We start from the raw sequence: 15562 nt of genomic DNA on the forward strand, positions 1-15562 counted from the left end.
ATCCACGCATGGCGTGGATCTACTGCAAAAGCAGCCGAGCGTGGGCTCGGCTCTACAGGTTGGCCAGCGGCTTCCAGCCGGGTTCCAGCCAGGGCGCGATCTTGTTCTGGCGGACGGTGATGGCCTCAACTGGTACCCCAGCCAGGCGTGCAAGCTCTGCACGCAGCACATTGGTATCCACCGGCAAGGCCGCAGCCACCTGCAGCCGATCACCCTGATGCCTCACCTGTACCGGCAGCATGGCGCGCGCGTCATGCTGGCCGCCGGTGCGCCCGATCGGGTAGCGCATTGCTACCGGCCGTGACAGCTGCGCCAGTGCGGGCTGCCACGCTTGCAGCACGAGGGGCTGCCCTGCAGCGGGAACATGTACTTCAGCAATCGTGGCCGGGTAGCCGGTGAGGCTCTCGACCATCACCTGGAAGCGCGCGCCATCCGGCATGACCAGCACGGCGGCAATCAACGCAGAGAACGAAACGAACACCGCGGCGAGGTTCCAGCTGCGCGGCGCGGTGGCCGGGCGCGTTGCGGTGCGCAGGCCCGGTCTGCGCCGCAGCTTGCGTGCGTAGATCCGGCGGTCCTTCCTGCGCGGGCTGCTGCTGTACTCGGGCAGGTTCAAGGGAACCCGTGGAAGGCGCGCCACGCGGGCCTTGATCAGGCGCGACAGCAGCATCCAGGCGATCACGAACGCCAGCAGCGGAAGCAGCGTTCGCACCCACAGATACAGCGTGACCATCCACAACACCTCTACATACGACCATCCATGCTCATCCACATCCTACCGGGACCACGCGACGGTTGTCGTATCCGCCAGCCGACAAGCACAGGGCGCTTGGTTAGGATGGTCCTTTGTTGTCACGGATGAACCGATGGTCTCTGCTGCTGCCCGCTTCTGTCGTATCTGTGGTCCTGGCCCGATTCTGCTGGCACTGCAGGTGGTGGCGCTGCTGGCGGTAGCCCTTGCAGCCGGCTTCTTCCACTACCGCGTGGGATTGCTGCTGGAGCCGGTGGATGACGCATGCGGTGGGCCCGACCCGGTCGCACGCATGCAGGTCGCAGAACAGCTGCTGGCGCGGTCCACTGCGCTTGCACCATGGCAACCGCTGCAGTGGATTCCGATGGCGGGCGTGGCGCTGGCGCTGCTGGGCGCGATGTCGATCAGCGTCTACCGCCTGGGCCGCGTGTCGGAACGCCTGCGACGCGCCAACTGGGGATTGATGGCGCTGCACGCAGCGATCCTGGCACTGGCCGCCAGGGTATTGCACCTGTACGACATGGCATGGATCAGCGTGGCCAAACTGTCCCCAGCGGCGTGCCTGGTGGAACTGGGCGAGCAGGGCCGGCTGCCGCTGGCACAGGCGCAGGAGGTGGTGTTTGGCATCCTCACCCGCGAGCACGCGCCGCTGCTGCGTAATCCCGATGACCTTGCCTTCGTGCTGGTCGCGTTGTTGCTGATGGCCATGGCCGCAGGATTCATGCTGTGGCGGGCGATCGTGCGCGAGCGTCAGGTGCAGTCGCGCAGCCCATAGCGGGTGCGTGGCCGACCATGCATCCACAATCGCGCTAAAGTCAGCACTTCGCTCCTGCAAGGATGTGCTGATGCGTTGGTTGCTGCGTGCTGTGCCATTGCTGCTGTGTTCGTTGGCGGTGCACGCCGCCGAAGTGGATCGCCGGATTGCGGTGACCATCGACGACCTGCCCTGGGCGCGGGTGGACCAGATCGTTCCGCCGGACCTGCAGTCGCGGCATGAAGCGCTGATGGCGCAGCTGCATCAGGCGGGTGTGCCGGTAGTCGGCTTCGTCAACGGGAACAAGCTTGAGATCGACGGGCAGGTGCAGCCGGCGCGGGCGCAGATGCTGCGCGACTGGCTGGACGCCGGTTATGTGCTCGGCAACCACACCTACTCGCACATGGACCTGAATGCCAAGGGCGTGCCTGCGTTCCAGCAGGATTTCCTGCGTGGCGAGACGGTGCTGCGGCCGCTGCTGGCCGAGCGTGGGCTGAAGCCGCAGTGGATGCGACACCCCTATCTGCGTGCAGGGCGCACGCCGGAAGAACGCGCGCAGATGGACGCGTTCTTCAGGCAGCATGGCTACCGCGTGGCACCGGTGACGGTCGACAACGGCGAGTGGGTGTGGGCGTTCGCCTATGCCAACGTGATGAACGAGCAGCCCGATTCCCCGGCGCGTGAGGCCACGCTCGCGCAGCTGCGCAAGGGCTACGTGCCGTACATGCTGAACAAGCTGGACTACTACGAGAAGCAGTCGCAGGCACTGCTGGGCTACGCGCTGCCACAGGTCTGGCTGATGCACGCCAACGAACTCAATGCGGCCACGTTCGCCGAACTGGTGGCGGCGACGAAGCGCCGCGGCTATCGCTTCATCTCACTGGATGAGGCGATGCGTGACCCGGCCTATGCACGCGGTGCCGAAGGCTACAGTGGCCGTTACGGCCCGAGCTGGCTGCACCGCTGGGCGATGGCGGAGAAGAAACCGAAGGACTTCTACGCTGGAGAACCGGAAGTGCCGACGTGGGTGATGAAGCTGGCCAAGGTGGATTCGGAGTGAGGCTCAGCGCTTGACGGCCAGCACACCGTCAAGCGCCAGCTCGGCCTTGAAGCCGGCCTTTTCCAGACGTTTGGCCACTTCACGTGGCACGTCGCGGCCGCTGGTCAGCTTGTTCGGCGCGCCGGTGTAGTGGAACAGGCGACCGCCCTTTCGGATGACGCGGGCGAGGTGGTCGTAGAATACCTGCGAGTACAGTTCGCCGGCGATGCTGAAGCGCGGCGGGTCGTGCAGGATCGCGTCGACGCTGTTGCTGGCCACCTGTTCGATCTGCTGCGAGACATCGCCGTGGCTGAACTGCAGGCGGCCACCGGCCGCAGCCGAGTCCGGATCCGGTGACCACGGGTTGAGCGTGCGCAGCCACATCACGTCGGCATTCTTCTCGAACGAGCGGATCTGGCCGACACCGGCCTCCAACGCGCAGGCGGCGAAATAGCCCAGGCCACCACAGGTATCGAGGATCACCTTGCCGGCCGGGGCGACCAGCTCGACCTTGCGGCGCGCATCCTCGAAGGGTGACAGCTTGGAGGTCGGCAGCATCTTGATGCCGTCGATCTCGAAGGTCGGTGCGCCCCATTCGGTCGGCACCAGCTTGATCAGCGAGCCGCTGTAGCGCGAGATCGGGGCGAAGTCCTCGCCGTCCCAGTAGTACAGCGTGCGGTCCTTCAGCTTGCCCGGCCACGGGTAGGGCTGGCCACGGAAGCGGAAGCCGTCGGCATCCAGCGCCACGCTGTCCTCGCTGCGGCCGAGGTCGAGCGAACCCTGCCAGTCGGCAGCGCCCTTGTCATGGGCACGGCGCAGGGTGTCAGCGCTGTCGCGGGTCAGCAGGGGGCCGGTGTAATGGGGCACGGCGGGTACCGGGGCGGTTCGGGGGAGGGCATGGTACCGCAGCTGTTGTAGAGCCAAGCCGATGTCAAAGTAGGTCCACGCCATGCGTGGATGCAGGCAGGGAGGAGTCGGGCGTGGGCCCGACGCTAGCGCTGGTGCAGCTGTAACCGTGTGTGGTCCCTTCCCCCGCGATCATGCCGACGCCACGCGACGGCTGCATGCCCTGCCGCGCGCACGATCGACGATGGGCCTCCTGGGTTTGCGGTGGCTGCCGATCGAAGTCGTAGCGCATGCGGCCGTCCTCCTGCAGCAGCCAGTGCACGATGACGCGCTCCTTCGTGCCATCGCCGAGGTCCCAATCCAGAGTGCGCATTATCAGGGTCTGGCCATCGGGCAGCTGCCGGACTTCGTCATAGGCACCCTGGGTCTTCGGCGCGCTTACCGCAAGCAGCAGAAACAGCAGCATTGGCATCGCTCCTCAAAGAAGACAGGATGCGCCCATAGTGCCCTGAGTCGCCATCAGAATCATTGCGTCTTACGGGCACTTCACCGCATACACCGGCCCAGCCCCGATCAGCATCAGCGCCATGTAGTCACTATCACTGGCCTTGCCCTTCAATGTCGCGTCCTTGTTGAAGTGGAAGATGCCGAAGCCACCGGCCATGCGGATCAACGCGCTGTCGATCTGCTCGGCGTCATCGCGGAAGTAGCGGCTGATCTCGCTGCGGGTGGCCTTATGCAGGGCATTCGGCTCGCGCTGCCACTGGTCGCCGCGGCTGAAGGAGACGAAGTACTGGCCGCCTTCCCTGTCGATGCGGAAATCGGCCGGTTTGCGCGCGCCGGTGGCGAAGCAGCCCTGCAACGGGTCGGCGCTGAAAGGAAGCCCGGCGTCGCCACTGCAGGCGGTGAGCAGCAGGAGGGCACCGGGCAGCAGCAGGCGGAGCGTGCGCATGGGATGTCCCTACGGGGCAGGTGCGGCTAGTGTAGGCAGCATGCGGGCACGGCCCGTACAGAAATTCGGCAAGAACAAAGGGGTTTTCGGATGGCGCAGGGCAAGGCACCGTGGTGCGGCATGGCCAGTTGGCTGGGGATCGCTGTGGGTTGGGGCGCGGGCACGTTGGCTGCGCAGGCGGCGGTGGCCGCAGGCGGCAATGGCATGGCCGCCGGGCTGGGCGTGGGCGTGCTGGGTGCGGCACTGGTGGGCGGCGGTCTGGCGGTGGCTTCGCGCGTGCGCGGTGAGCGTTGGCCGTGGATCGGCATCGGTGGTGCGGTGCTGAGTGCGCTGCCGCTGCTGATGTACCTGCTGCGGATGATGCTGAAGTTCTGACTGTAGAGCCGAGCCCGTGCTCGGCTGATGGCCTGCGACAGCCGAGCATGGCTCGGCGCTGCAAAGGCAACGGCAAGCCGAGCATGGGTTCGGCTCTACAGATTCGACCGCAGTCGCGCAGGATCAGCTGCGGTGGATCTCCACCGTTACATGCACCAGCTCCTCATGGATCGCCAGCGCGTTGCGCACGGTATCGGCATCCAGACCTGCGTCGCTGGTAACCACGCTGGCGCTGACCGCGTACTTGCCGCGACCGACCTGCCAGACGTGCAGGTCGGCCAGGCGCGCCGGCCAGGGACCCTGTTCGATCACTTCGCGCACTTCGGCCACCACCGGTGCGTCCATCTGCGCGTCGAGCAGGATGCGGCCGCTGTCGCGTAGCAGGCCTACAGCCCACACCGTGACCAGCGCGGCGCCGACCAGCCCCATCACCGGGTCCAGCCAGGTCAGGCCCAGCAGCTTGCCGCCGAGCAGGGCGACGATGGCCAGCACCGAGGTGGCGGCGTCGGCCAGCACGTGCACGTAGGCCGAGCGCAGATTGAGGTCGTGACCGTGCGCATGGCCGTGATCGTGGTGTTCGTGGTCATGCCCGTGATGATGGCCATGGTCATGCCCGTGGTGGTGATGCGCGTGGCCCGGGCTGTCGTGCAGCCACCATGCGCAGAGCAGGTTCACGCCCAGGCCTACCGCAGCGATGGCGATGGCTTCGTTGTAGTGGATCGGCGCCGGTACCCACAGCCGCTGCAGTGACTGCACGGCCATCAGCGCGGCGACGCCGAGCAGGGCGATGGCGCTGGTGTAGCCGGCCAGGATCTCGATCTTCCAGGTGCCGAAGGCGAAGCGCGGGTCGTGCGCGTAGCGGCGCGCGCAGCGGTAGGCGAACACCGCCAGGCCCAGCGCCAGCGCGTGCGAACTCATGTGCCAGCCATCGGCGAGCACGGCCATGGAGTTGAACCACCAGCCTCCTACGATCTCCACCAGCATCATGCCGACGGTGAGCCACAGGGCGCGGCGGGTATTGCGTTCGGCCAGCGGGTTGCCGTCGTCGAAGCGGTGTTCGTGGCGGCGGGCGGCGGCGAGGGCGTCCAGGTGCATGGGGGGACCAAGGGGGTGGAGTGGATACCCCCATAGGGTATATGATCCAGTCATGGCCCATGTACACAAGAATCGAAAGCAGCTGCTGACCCGGGTGCGCCGTATCGCGGGTCAGGTGGCGGCGTTGGAGCAGGCGCTGGACAAGCCCGAGGGCGAGGCGGGCGACTGCGCGGACGTGCTGGTGCAGGTCGCCGCCGTGCGCGGTGCAGCCCACAGCCTGTTGATGGAGCTGCTGCACGAGCACCTGCAGGAACATGTGGTGGCTGCCGACGACCCGCAGCAGCGGGCGGACGAGGCCGCGGTGCTGGTCGAGCTGCTGCGCCGCTACGGCAAATAGGCCGAGGGGCGGTAGAGTCGACTGTTAGTCGACTGCTCTTCGCCCAGGCGGCATGAGATCCCGCGCTTCGCGCGAGAGTCGACTAACAGTCGACTCTACCCGGCGTGCCGGTGCCGTGCGTTCCAGATGTGCGTGGCGGCCAGCAGCAGGCTGCCGGTGACGGTCATCGGCGTTTCCCAGTCATGCGAGGGCAGCGCCAGCGCGCCGGCCAGCAACAGGCCCAGACCGGCGCCGGCGGTGGCCCAGGCCAGCACCGGCAGCGGGTGACGGCGCTCGGCCCGCCACAGCGCGTAGCCGGTCAGCGGCAGGGCGATGGCCACGAACAGCAGATGCACCCATTCCGCTTCGGCCCAGGTGCCGAACAGGGGGAGCGCGGCGGCCAGCAGGGGCAGCGCCAGGCAGTGCAGCAGGCACAGGCTGGACAGGGCGACCGCGCCGGCATCGAGCAGGGCGGCAGAAGGCGACTTCATCGGGGGAGGTTCCTTGCGCAACAATTGTTATACAGTAACATTTCTGTTCCGCAGCCAACCCGCTCCGACATGAACACTGTTTCCCGCGCCGACCGTCGCCTTCCGGTCACCGTGCTGTCCGGCTTCCTGGGGGCCGGCAAGACCACCCTGCTCAACCAGATCCTGCGCAACCGCGAGGGTCTGCGCGTGGCGGTTATCGTCAACGACATGAGCGAGGTCAACATCGACGCGCAGCTGGTGCGCGAAGGTGGGGCCGAACTGCGCCGCACCGAAGAGACGCTGGTGGAGTTCAGCAACGGCTGCATCTGCTGCACGCTGCGCGATGACCTGCTGCAGGAAGTGCGGCGCCTGGCCGATGCGGGCCGCTATGACTATCTGCTGATCGAATCGACGGGCATCGGCGAGCCGATGCCGGTGGCGGCCACCTTCGCGGTGCGCGACGAGCACGGCTTCAGCCTGAGTGACATCGCGCGGCTGGACACGATGGTGACGGTGGTCGACGGCAGCGCGTTCCTTGCCGACTTCGGCTCGACGTCGCGACTGGCCGAGCGCGGCCAGCAGGCCGGCCCGGAGGACGATCGCGGCGTGGTTGACCTGCTGTGCGAGCAGGTGGAGTTTGCCGACGTGATCGTGGTCAGCAAGGTGGACCAGGTGGATGACGAAGTGCTGCAGGACACGCTGGCCGTGCTGCGTGGCCTGAACCGCGACGCGAAGCTGCTGCTGTCCAGCTTCGGCAATGTGCCGCTGGCCGAGCTGCTGGATACCGGTCGCTTCGACATGGAGCGTGCGCAACGTGCGCCGGGCTGGGTGAAGGAACTGCGGGGCGAGCACACACCGGAAACCGAGGAGTACGGCATCGGTAGCTTCGTCTACCGCTCGCGACGTCCGTTCCACCCCGCGCGATTCGCCCGCGCGCTGCAGTCGGGCATGCCCGGCGTGATCCGCAGCAAAGGCTGGTTCTGGCTGGCCAACAGGATGGACTGGGTGGGCGAGCTGAACACCGTGGGTGCCGCGACGCGGACGCAGGCGGCGGGCTTCTGGTACGCCGCGCGCGATCGCGTGCGTGCGGGCATCGAGGACACCACACCGCTGTTGCCGCCGACACCGCTGCCGTACAGCGACCTCGGATGGGCGCGCCAGCAGGCCGACTGCTGGAGCGCGCCGTTGCCGGGACCGGAGGAGTTTCCGGACGCGGCCGCGCATTCGGCAATGCAGCGCCTGTGGCACCCGTTGTGGGGCGATCGGCGCCAGGAACTGGTGGTGATTGGCGTGCACATGGACGAGCGCGCCGTGCGCGCAGAGCTGGATGCCTGCCTGCTCAACGAACAGGAGCTGCGTGCGGGACCGCTGCTGTGGCAGCAGATGCCGCAGGCATTCCCGGTGTGGAAGCGCTGAGCTAACGGCTCCTGTAGATCCACGCCATGCGTGGATGGCGGTTCAACCGGTCTTTGCCCGCCTTGTAGAGCCGAGCCCACGCTCGGCTGGCGGATCATTCCATCCGCGCATGGCGTGGATCTACTGCAATTGCAGCCGAGCGTGGGCTCGGCTCTACAGAATCGAATCCACGCATGGCGTGGATCTACAAGGCGTCACGCCACTGCCAACCCCCAGTGCTCACCTGCAGCACGTGCGTCGGTCGCAATGCCTGCAGCAGGTGCCGGTCGTGGCTGACCATCACCAGCGCGCCCGGCCACGCCGCAAGCAGTTCCTCCAGCGCCTGCAATGCGCTCAGATCCAGCGCATTACCGGGTTCGTCCAGCAGCAACAGTTGGGGCGCGGGATCGGCATACAGCACGCTGGCCAGCGCACCCTTCACCCGCTCGCCATCACTGAGGCTGTGGGCCGCCCGCTGGATGCGCTGTGCATCCAGCCCGAGCAGGGCCAGCCGCGTGCGCAGCTCGCCTGGGTCCGCGCGCGGGTTGGCGGCCTGCACGGTGTCAAGGATGCTGCGCGCGCCGGACAGCCCCAGCAACTGCTGGTCGAGCAGGGCCAGTGGTGCATGCCGTTGCACGGTGCCACTGCATGCAGGCAGCTGGCCGGCCAACACACGCAGCAGGGTCGATTTGCCGCTGCCGTTGTTACCGACCACGGCGATGCGCTGCCCCCGGCGGATCTCCAGCTGCAGCGGGGCGCTGCAGCCATGTGGCAGCACCAGCGCCTCGGCCTCCAGCAGACGCGCGCTGCCACGCTCGCCCGCACCGGCAAACAGCGCCAGTTCCGGCGCCGCATGCACCGCGGATGCCGCTGCGCGCAGCTGCTCTGTGCTGGCCTGCAGGCGCTCGGCCTGCACCTGCTGTGCGCGGCCGTGGCTGGCCTCGGAGCGCTGCTTCTGCCGGCCGAGCAGGATCGGGGCCTGGTTGGCCTGCTTCGCATCACGGTTGCCACGTGCCTGGCGCTGCTGCTGGCGTTCGTGTTGTTCGCGCGCGCTGCGTTGCTGTTGCCGGTGCTGTGCACGTGCATGGTCAAGCTGGGCGGCGGCGGCTTCACGTTCGGCGGCGCGCGCGTCGGCGTAGTGCTGCCACGGTCCGCCATAGCGATGCAGCCCACGCGCATCGAGCTCGACGATCTGCTGCATGTGCGCCAGCAGTTCGCGATCATGGCTGATCGCCAGCAGGCCGCCGCGCCACTGCTGCAACTGTTCATACAACTGTTGGCGATGGCGTGCGTCGAGGTGGTTGCTGGGTTCGTCCAGGATCAGCCAGTCGGCACCGCTGGCCCAGGCACCGGACAGCGCCACCTGCATGGCCTGGCCACCACTGAGGCGCGCGGCCGGCTGGGCCGGATCGAGGTCGTCGGGTAGCTGCAGCGTACGCCATTGCTGCTGCAGGCGTTCGCGCAGATCCCAGCGGTCGCCGACGCGGGCGAAGTCGGCCTCGTCCACGCTGCCGGCTTCGATGCGTTGCAGTGCGGCCAGTTCCGCGCCGACACCGGCCAGTTCACCGACCGTGCCGGCGGGTGGATAGCCGGGCGTCGGCAACAGGAACACGCGGCCACTGCCGCGAACCTGGCCGTTGTCGGGCAGCAGCCGGCCGGCCAGCAGGCGTGCGAGCACGCTCTTGCCGGCGCCATTGGCACCGACGAGGCCGGTGGCGACCGGTTCGAAGGAAAACGTCAGATCGGAAAACAGCGGGCGGCCGTCGGCCAATCGATACGACACGCGATCGAGCGTGAGGGAATGCGGGGTCATGCGACCTCCATGGATGCCGGGTTCTCCCCTGCGCGCAGGGGCGGGAAGAGTCAGGCCGTCTAGTGGGAAGACGGCGGCATCAATGGCGCATTGGTCGCGAGCCTCTTGGAGGAATGAGCGGCCAGTATAGCGGCAGTGGCTGAATGGTCGGGTGCGCGGCCGCCGGGCATGGCCCGGCGCTACCGATGATCGGGCGGTTCTGTAGAGCCGAGCCGATGCTCGGCTTCCTTTCGCCGCGAGACGCATCCACGCATGGCGTGGATCTACGGCACGTTACCCAGGCGGGCGCCGACGAAGTCGATGAACACCCGCAGCTTCGGCAGTACGTGTCGGCCCGACGGCCACAGCAGATGGAAGGTGCCGCAGGAATGCACGTGTTCGTCCAGCACCGTGACCAGGCGGCCGTCGGCCAGGGCATCGCGCACCGAGTGCACCGGCACGAAGGCCAGGCCGATATCGCGCAGTGCGAGCGCTACCCGCGCTTCGATGGTGTTGGCCACCATGTGCACCGGAAGCTCCTGCGGCGTTTCATCGTCGGGCCAGTGGATCGGCCACGGTTCCAGCTTGCCGGTGGTGGGGAAGCGATAGTGCAGCAGCGTGTGCTGCATCAAGCCTGCCGGCGTGCGCGGAACGCCGCAGCGCTGCAGGTAGCCCGGCGAGGCAACGACACGCCGCGGGAATACCCCCAGCCGGCGTGCGTTCATCCGCGAGTCGCTGGGTTCGCCGACGCGCAGCACCGCATCGAAGCCCTCCTCGATGACATCAACCAGGCGGTCACTGAAGTCCAGGTCCAGGCGGATATCCGGATACGCGGCCATGAACTCGGCCATCAACGGCAGGGTGAGGTCGCCCACCAGCGGCAGGCTGATGCGCAGCGTACCGCGGGGTGTAGCGTGCGGCTGTGCCAGCTCGGTGCGTGCGGCATCGCGCTCGTCGAGGATGCGCCGGCAACGCGCCAGGAACAGCTGACCCTCGGCGGTGAGCGTGATGCTGCGCGTGCTGCGGTGGAACAGGCGCACGCCCAGTGCGTGCTCCAGCCGCGCCACGCATTTGCCCGCTGCCGAGGCGGATATGCCCTGCAGGCGCCCGGTCTCGACAAAGCTGCGGGTGTCGGCGGCATGCACGAAGGTCTGCAGGTTGGCGAGGTTGTCCAGGACTGACATGGGCGTGCGGGCAATGAAAGCGGCAGGGTAGGCCGGCGCGGCTGTAGCGGGCGGCTCCGCCATCGCAACACTGTGGTGCGGGGTGGCGTGGAGACCGTTGCGGCCTTGCGGTTCCGGCCATCATGCCGATTGCGGACTACACGGTCCATGATGCCCGGAGCGGCAACCGGCTTTTTGCGCGGACGCCCGCTGCCTAACGTGGCGGCCTCTCCCCCACGGATCACCGCGATGAATGCCGCTCCTTCCTTCGAACCTGCGCCGACACTGCCTTCGGTGCAGCGGCTGCTGCAGCAGGTCCACCCGCAGCGCCTGGTCGGTGCGGTGGTGCTGGTGCGCGAGCACGGCGCGCTGCGCCATGCCAGCGCCACGGGCCTGGCGGATCGCGAGTCGGCCACGCCGATGCAGCGCGACCAGCTGTTCCGGCTGGCCTCGGTGAGCAAGCCGCTGCTGAGCACGGTGATCCTGGGCCTGGTGGCCGAGGGCGTGCTCGACCTGGATGCACCGGTGCAGCGCTGGCTGCGGGACTTCCGCCCGGCGCTGGCTGATGGCAGCACGCCAGCGATCAGCCTGCGCCAGCTGCTCAGCCACAGCAGCGGGCTGGGCTATCGCTTTCTCGAAGCCGATGCGAAGGGTCCCTACGCACGCGCTGGCGTCAGCGATGGCATGGACGCGAACCCGCTCTCTCTGGCCGACAACGTGCGCCGCATCGCGCAGGCCCCCCTGCTGTTCGCGCCGGGCAGCCAGTGGCTGTACTCGCTGGGCGTGGACGTTGCCGGTGCCGTGGCTGAAGCAGCGACCGGTGAATCCCTGCAGGCACTGTTCGAGCGCTTGCTGGCCGCACCCCTGGGCCTGCGCGATACCGCCTTCGCCACCCACGATGCGGCTCGGCTTGCCACGCCCTACGTCACCGACACACCGCAGCCGCACCGCCTGCGCGAAGGCGAGGTGGTCGCTCCGTTCGAGGGTACCGTCGGCATCGAGTACAGCCTCGCGCGCGCCACCGATGCCAGCCGTTTCCCCTCGGCCGGGGCAGGCCTGGTCGGTAGCGCCGATGAAGTGATGGCGGTGCTGGAGGCCTTGCGTGATGTGCAGCGTTCAGGCCTGTTGCCGCCCGCACTGGCAGCGGAGATGGCCAGCCCGCAGGTGGGCGAACAGGGGCCGCCGGAACCGGCCGGCTGGGGTTTTGGCCTTGGCTTTGCGGTGCTGCGCGATGCGGCCGCCAGCGGTACGCCGCAGAGCGCAGGCACCTGGCGTTGGGGCGGCGCCTACGGGCACAGCTGGTTTGTCGATCCTGCGCGTGGGCTCAGCGTGGTGGCGCTGACCAACACCCTGTACGAAGGCATGGACGGTGCCTTCGTCGATGAGCTGCGCGATGCGGTCTATGCTGATCTGGAGACCGCGCGATGAGCGGCCATGCCATCGATGCGGCTGGCCCGGCCGGTGAAGCCACGCGCCTGCCGTGGGCGGGACTGCTGGCGCTGGCCGGTGGCGGCTTCATCACTCTGCTGACCGAGACCCTGCCGGCCGGCGTCCTGCGGCCGATGGGCGAAAGCCTCGGTGTGAGCGACGCGGCGGTTGGCCAGCTGGTCAGCGTGTATGCGCTCGGCTCGGTGATGGCCGCACTGCCGATGACCGCACTGACCCAGCGCCTGCCACGACGTCCCTTGCTGCTCGCCGCGATTGCCGGCTTCGTGGTGGTCAATACGCTGACCGCATTGAGCAGCAGCTACCCGCTGATCCTGGCCGCGCGCTTCCTGGCCGGCGTGTGTGGTGGCCTGCTGTGGTCGCTGGTGGCCGGCTACGCCGCGCGCATGGTGGTGCCCTCGCTGCAGGGCCGGGCGATTGCGGTGGCGATGGTCGGATCGCCGCTGGCACTGTCGCTGGGCGTACCGGCCGGCACGTTGCTGGGCCAGCAGATCGGCTGGCGCTGGGCATTCGCGCTGATGAGCGTGCTGGCAGTCGTGCTGCTGGCCTACGCGCGCTGGGCATTGCCCGCGTTGCCGGCGGCGGCGGCCGGTCAGCGTACGTCGTTGGCTACGGTGTGGCGCATGCCGGGCGTGCGCAGTGCGTTGGCGGTGATGGTGCTGTACGTGCTGGCGCACAACGTGCTCTACACCTACATCGAACCGCTGGCGGTGGAGGCCGGTGCCGGCCCGTGGCTGGACCGCCTGCTGCTGGCCTTCGGCCTGGCCGCCATCGCCGGCATCGTCATTGCCGGCTGGGGTGTGGACCGTCATCTGCGCACGCTGGTGTGGGCCGCGGTGATCGGCTTCATCGTGCCGGTGCTGACCCTGCTGTTGTGGCCGGGCGACGCGATCGCGCTGCTGCTGGCGACGATCCTGTGGGGCGTTGCCTTTGGCGCGGTACCTACGTTGTTCCAGACCGCATTGGCGCGGCGTGCCGGTGCCGCCGCGGATCTGGCGCAGTCGATGCTGGTGACCGGCTGGAACCTGGCCATTGCTGCCGGTGGCGTTGCAGGGGGTTTGCTGCTGCAGGCGGGCGGCCCGAACCAGTTGGGATGGCTGCCGTTGCTGCTGCTGGCGGTGAGCGTGGCGTGGCTGTTGGCACGGCCGAAGGCCTGGGCGTAGGCGCAGCCACACGTTACGGAGGTGCCGGCCAGCGGCCGGCACTACCGTGGTCCACGCCATCCACGCATGGCGTGGATCTACCGAGCGCAGCGACCCGCGTTTGCTTTTGCCTTTTCCCGTTGATTCCGTGGTGGGATGCTGCAGGAACCTGTCAGAGGCCGGGGCGGTCGGGTTCGCGGGGGTGTCCGCGGCATGGATGCCGCGGCCAAGCCCCCATGGACGGGTTTACGGCGTCCCCCGCGAACCCGACCGTCCCGGCCAGCCCTGGGATAGCAGTACGCGACCCACCACGAGGGGCTCCGCCGTTCGCCGTCCTACTCCACTCCCTCACGCTCGATCGGCACGCTGCGCGGATTCTGCATGTGCTCCCGCGCCGCGCCATAGCGCTGCTGCCGCTTGTGATGGAACACCACGAACTCATCCCGTGGCAGCGGCCGCGAGAACAGCCAGCCCTGCGCGAACTCGACCTTGCGGGTATGCAGATACGCCAGCTGTGCCTCGGTTTCAACGCCCTCGGCCACCACCCACAGGCCCAGCTCCTTGGCCATGTCGATGATGTGCGGCGTCACCGGGCTGGTCGCACTCTCGGTGCCGATCGCATCGATGAACGACTTGTCGATCTTCAGCGCGTCCAGCGGCAGCTGTTCCAGGTACTGCAGGCTGGAGAAGCCGACGCCGAAATCGTCAATGGCCACGCTGTGCCCGGCCCGACGTGCCTGTGCCAGCATCGTGCGGGCGCGGTCCAGGTCGAGGAAGCCGCGCTCGGTGGCCTCCATCCAGATCTGCTGCGGCAGGATGCCGCTGCCGGCCATGTGCTTGGAGATCATCTTCAGCGCGCGGCCGCTGCTGATGTCTTCGGCGGCCAGGTTGATTGCGATGTGCGCGCTGCGGTCGGCCACCAGCAGCTCGCGCATGTCGCGCACCACGTTCTCGATCACCAGATCGGTGACCGCGCCGATCATGCCGGCCTCTTCGGCCAGCGGAATGAACAGGTCCGGCCGCACCTGGGTGCCATCCGGGCGCTGCCAGCGCACCAGCGCTTCGGCGCCGACGCAGATGCCGGTATCCAGTTCGATGATGGGCTGGTAGTGCAGGTACAGCTCGCGGCGGCGGATCGCCGTGGCCAGCTCGCCGCGCAGCGACAGGCGGCGACGCGACAGCCAGATCACCAGGCCGGCACCGACAGCGGCCAGCAGAACGCCGATCGGCACGAACAGCCACGCCTGCTGGCGGAAGGTCGCGGCGAGCGCGGTACGCGGTGTGGTCGCGATCGCCAGCCACTCTTCGTTGCGGGCGGTGGCGTACAGGGTGTTGTGGTCCAGGCCTTCACCCGGCGCGCGCAGCAGGATCTCAAGCAATGCCGGGTCCATGCCGTCCTGCCTGGCCAGGAGGCGGCCGTCCGGGCTGGCCAGGGCAAGGCGCACGTTCGGGTCGGCGATGACATCGACGAAGCGGCGCGGATCGACCAGCACGTCGTAGTTGCCATACAGGATCGACAGGACCTGGCGCCGTCCGCTTGCCTCGGGGCGCACATCCACGGCGATGCCGGCGCCATCACTGGTGACGTGGTCGGACTTGGGCTGGTTGACGTCGGACAGGAACGGCCCCCACGACGTACAGCGTAGCTTGCCACCCTCGAAGTAGCCCATCTGGTCGACCGACGGCGAGGTCATCACCAGCGTCTGCATGCGCCGGATATGGTCGGGCCCGCAGGCGTTGTGGGCGCCGACCTCGGCCGACTGCAGTGCCGCCAGTGCTTCCTGGTAGGACTGGTCGGCGCGGCGCAGGGCACGGCCGGCAATGTCGCGCAGGCGTTGCTGCTCGACGCTGACCGCACGGTCCCAGGTGGCATAGGCCATCACCGCGATCGGCACGGCCGCGGCCAGCAGCGCCAGTGCGGTGCCACCAATGATGACGCGCAGCCGGCTCATGGCCGGGGCTCCAGCGGGGCGGGCAGGGCAGGGCGCATGGTCGGGCCGATCCTTGGGCAGGTGCGGCTATCTGA

16 protein-coding genes are annotated in these 15562 nt (G+C 68.1%); 7 read left to right on the forward strand and 9 right to left on the reverse strand.

Annotated features, from left to right (window positions below; translation table 11 throughout):
* Window positions 1–52 precede the first annotated feature (52 nt).
* A complete protein-coding gene (locus GOC52_RS01995; RefSeq protein ID WP_053442449.1) occupies window positions 53–733 on the reverse strand; it encodes a hypothetical protein in 681 nt (226 codons plus the stop codon).
* Between the two features lie 133 nt (window positions 734–866).
* Here GOC52_RS01995 and GOC52_RS02000 point away from each other — a divergent pair, with 133 nt between their 5' ends.
* On the forward strand, window positions 867–1526 hold the full coding sequence (locus GOC52_RS02000; RefSeq protein ID WP_053442450.1) for a hypothetical protein: 660 nt from the start codon (window positions 867–869) through the stop codon (window positions 1524–1526).
* A 70-nt stretch (window positions 1527–1596) separates the two neighbouring features.
* Entirely contained in the window at window positions 1597–2565 is a 969-nt protein-coding gene (locus tag GOC52_RS02005) for a polysaccharide deacetylase family protein (protein ID WP_043399891.1), read from the forward strand.
* A gap of 3 nt (window positions 2566–2568) precedes the next feature.
* Here GOC52_RS02005 and GOC52_RS02010 read toward each other — a convergent pair whose 3' ends face one another.
* From GOC52_RS02010 to GOC52_RS02020, 3 genes are all read right to left on the reverse strand, one after another.
* Window positions 2569–3495 (reverse strand): class I SAM-dependent methyltransferase, encoded by a 927-nt coding sequence (locus GOC52_RS02010; protein ID WP_428703049.1) that lies wholly within the window; start codon window positions 3493–3495, stop codon window positions 2569–2571.
* Window positions 3476–3856, reverse strand: a complete 381-nt coding sequence (locus tag GOC52_RS02015; protein ID WP_043399885.1) for a hypothetical protein — start codon at window positions 3854–3856, stop codon at window positions 3476–3478. Before GOC52_RS02015 ends, GOC52_RS02010 begins: the two co-directional genes overlap by 20 nt.
* A gap of 69 nt (window positions 3857–3925) precedes the next feature.
* Entirely contained in the window at window positions 3926–4342 is a 417-nt protein-coding gene (locus tag GOC52_RS02020) for a hypothetical protein (RefSeq protein ID WP_049412170.1), read from the reverse strand.
* 90 nt (window positions 4343–4432) lie between these two features.
* Here GOC52_RS02020 and GOC52_RS02025 point away from each other — a divergent pair, with 90 nt between their 5' ends.
* Window positions 4433–4717: a hypothetical protein gene (locus GOC52_RS02025; protein WP_049412167.1), complete on the forward strand. Its 285-nt coding sequence runs from the start codon at window positions 4433–4435 to the stop codon at window positions 4715–4717.
* 123 nt (window positions 4718–4840) lie between these two features.
* Here the strand turns inward: GOC52_RS02025 and dmeF are convergent, their stop codons facing one another.
* Window positions 4841–5812 (reverse strand): CDF family Co(II)/Ni(II) efflux transporter DmeF, encoded by a 972-nt coding sequence (dmeF, locus tag GOC52_RS02030; protein WP_191850561.1) that lies wholly within the window; start codon window positions 5810–5812, stop codon window positions 4841–4843.
* A 52-nt stretch (window positions 5813–5864) separates the two neighbouring features.
* Between dmeF and GOC52_RS02035 the strand changes: the two genes are divergently transcribed.
* Window positions 5865–6149 (forward strand): metal-sensing transcriptional repressor, encoded by a 285-nt coding sequence (locus GOC52_RS02035; RefSeq protein ID WP_010484160.1) that lies wholly within the window; start codon window positions 5865–5867, stop codon window positions 6147–6149.
* Window positions 6150–6244: 95 nt separating this feature from the next.
* Here the strand turns inward: GOC52_RS02035 and GOC52_RS02040 are convergent, their stop codons facing one another.
* A complete protein-coding gene (locus GOC52_RS02040; RefSeq protein WP_010484159.1) occupies window positions 6245–6619 on the reverse strand; it encodes a MerC domain-containing protein in 375 nt (124 codons plus the stop codon).
* A gap of 69 nt (window positions 6620–6688) precedes the next feature.
* Between GOC52_RS02040 and GOC52_RS02045 the strand changes: the two genes are divergently transcribed.
* Window positions 6689–8014, forward strand: coding sequence for a GTP-binding protein (locus GOC52_RS02045; RefSeq protein WP_019337975.1), 1326 nt, complete (start codon window positions 6689–6691; stop codon window positions 8012–8014).
* Window positions 8015–8198: 184 nt separating this feature from the next.
* Here the strand turns inward: GOC52_RS02045 and GOC52_RS02050 are convergent, their stop codons facing one another.
* Window positions 8199–9806 (reverse strand): ATP-binding cassette domain-containing protein, encoded by a 1608-nt coding sequence (locus tag GOC52_RS02050; protein WP_191850563.1) that lies wholly within the window; start codon window positions 9804–9806, stop codon window positions 8199–8201.
* A 263-nt stretch (window positions 9807–10069) separates the two neighbouring features.
* Window positions 10070–10969 carry a LysR family transcriptional regulator gene (locus tag GOC52_RS02055; protein WP_053442455.1) on the reverse strand — a complete coding sequence of 300 codons (900 nt, stop codon included), beginning with the start codon at window positions 10967–10969 and terminating at the stop codon, window positions 10070–10072.
* Window positions 10970–11197: 228 nt separating this feature from the next.
* On the opposite strand from GOC52_RS02055, the gene GOC52_RS02060 reads away from it, so the two are divergent.
* Together GOC52_RS02060 and GOC52_RS02065 are read left to right on the forward strand one after the other, a co-directional pair.
* Complete coding sequence (locus GOC52_RS02060; RefSeq protein WP_043399859.1) at window positions 11198–12376, forward strand: serine hydrolase domain-containing protein; 1179 nt, start codon at window positions 11198–11200, stop codon at window positions 12374–12376.
* Window positions 12373–13557 (forward strand): MFS transporter, encoded by a 1185-nt coding sequence (locus GOC52_RS02065; RefSeq protein ID WP_019660888.1) that lies wholly within the window; start codon window positions 12373–12375, stop codon window positions 13555–13557. The genes GOC52_RS02060 and GOC52_RS02065 overlap by 4 nt, the downstream gene beginning before the upstream one ends.
* A gap of 314 nt (window positions 13558–13871) precedes the next feature.
* Here GOC52_RS02065 and GOC52_RS02070 read toward each other — a convergent pair whose 3' ends face one another.
* A complete protein-coding gene (locus GOC52_RS02070; protein WP_043399852.1) occupies window positions 13872–15488 on the reverse strand; it encodes an EAL domain-containing protein in 1617 nt (538 codons plus the stop codon).
* Between the last annotated feature and the right edge of the window lie 74 nt (window positions 15489–15562).

The organism is Stenotrophomonas sp. SXG-1, from assembly GCF_014083965.1.
Classification (GTDB): domain Bacteria; phylum Pseudomonadota; class Gammaproteobacteria; order Xanthomonadales; family Xanthomonadaceae; genus Stenotrophomonas; species Stenotrophomonas geniculata.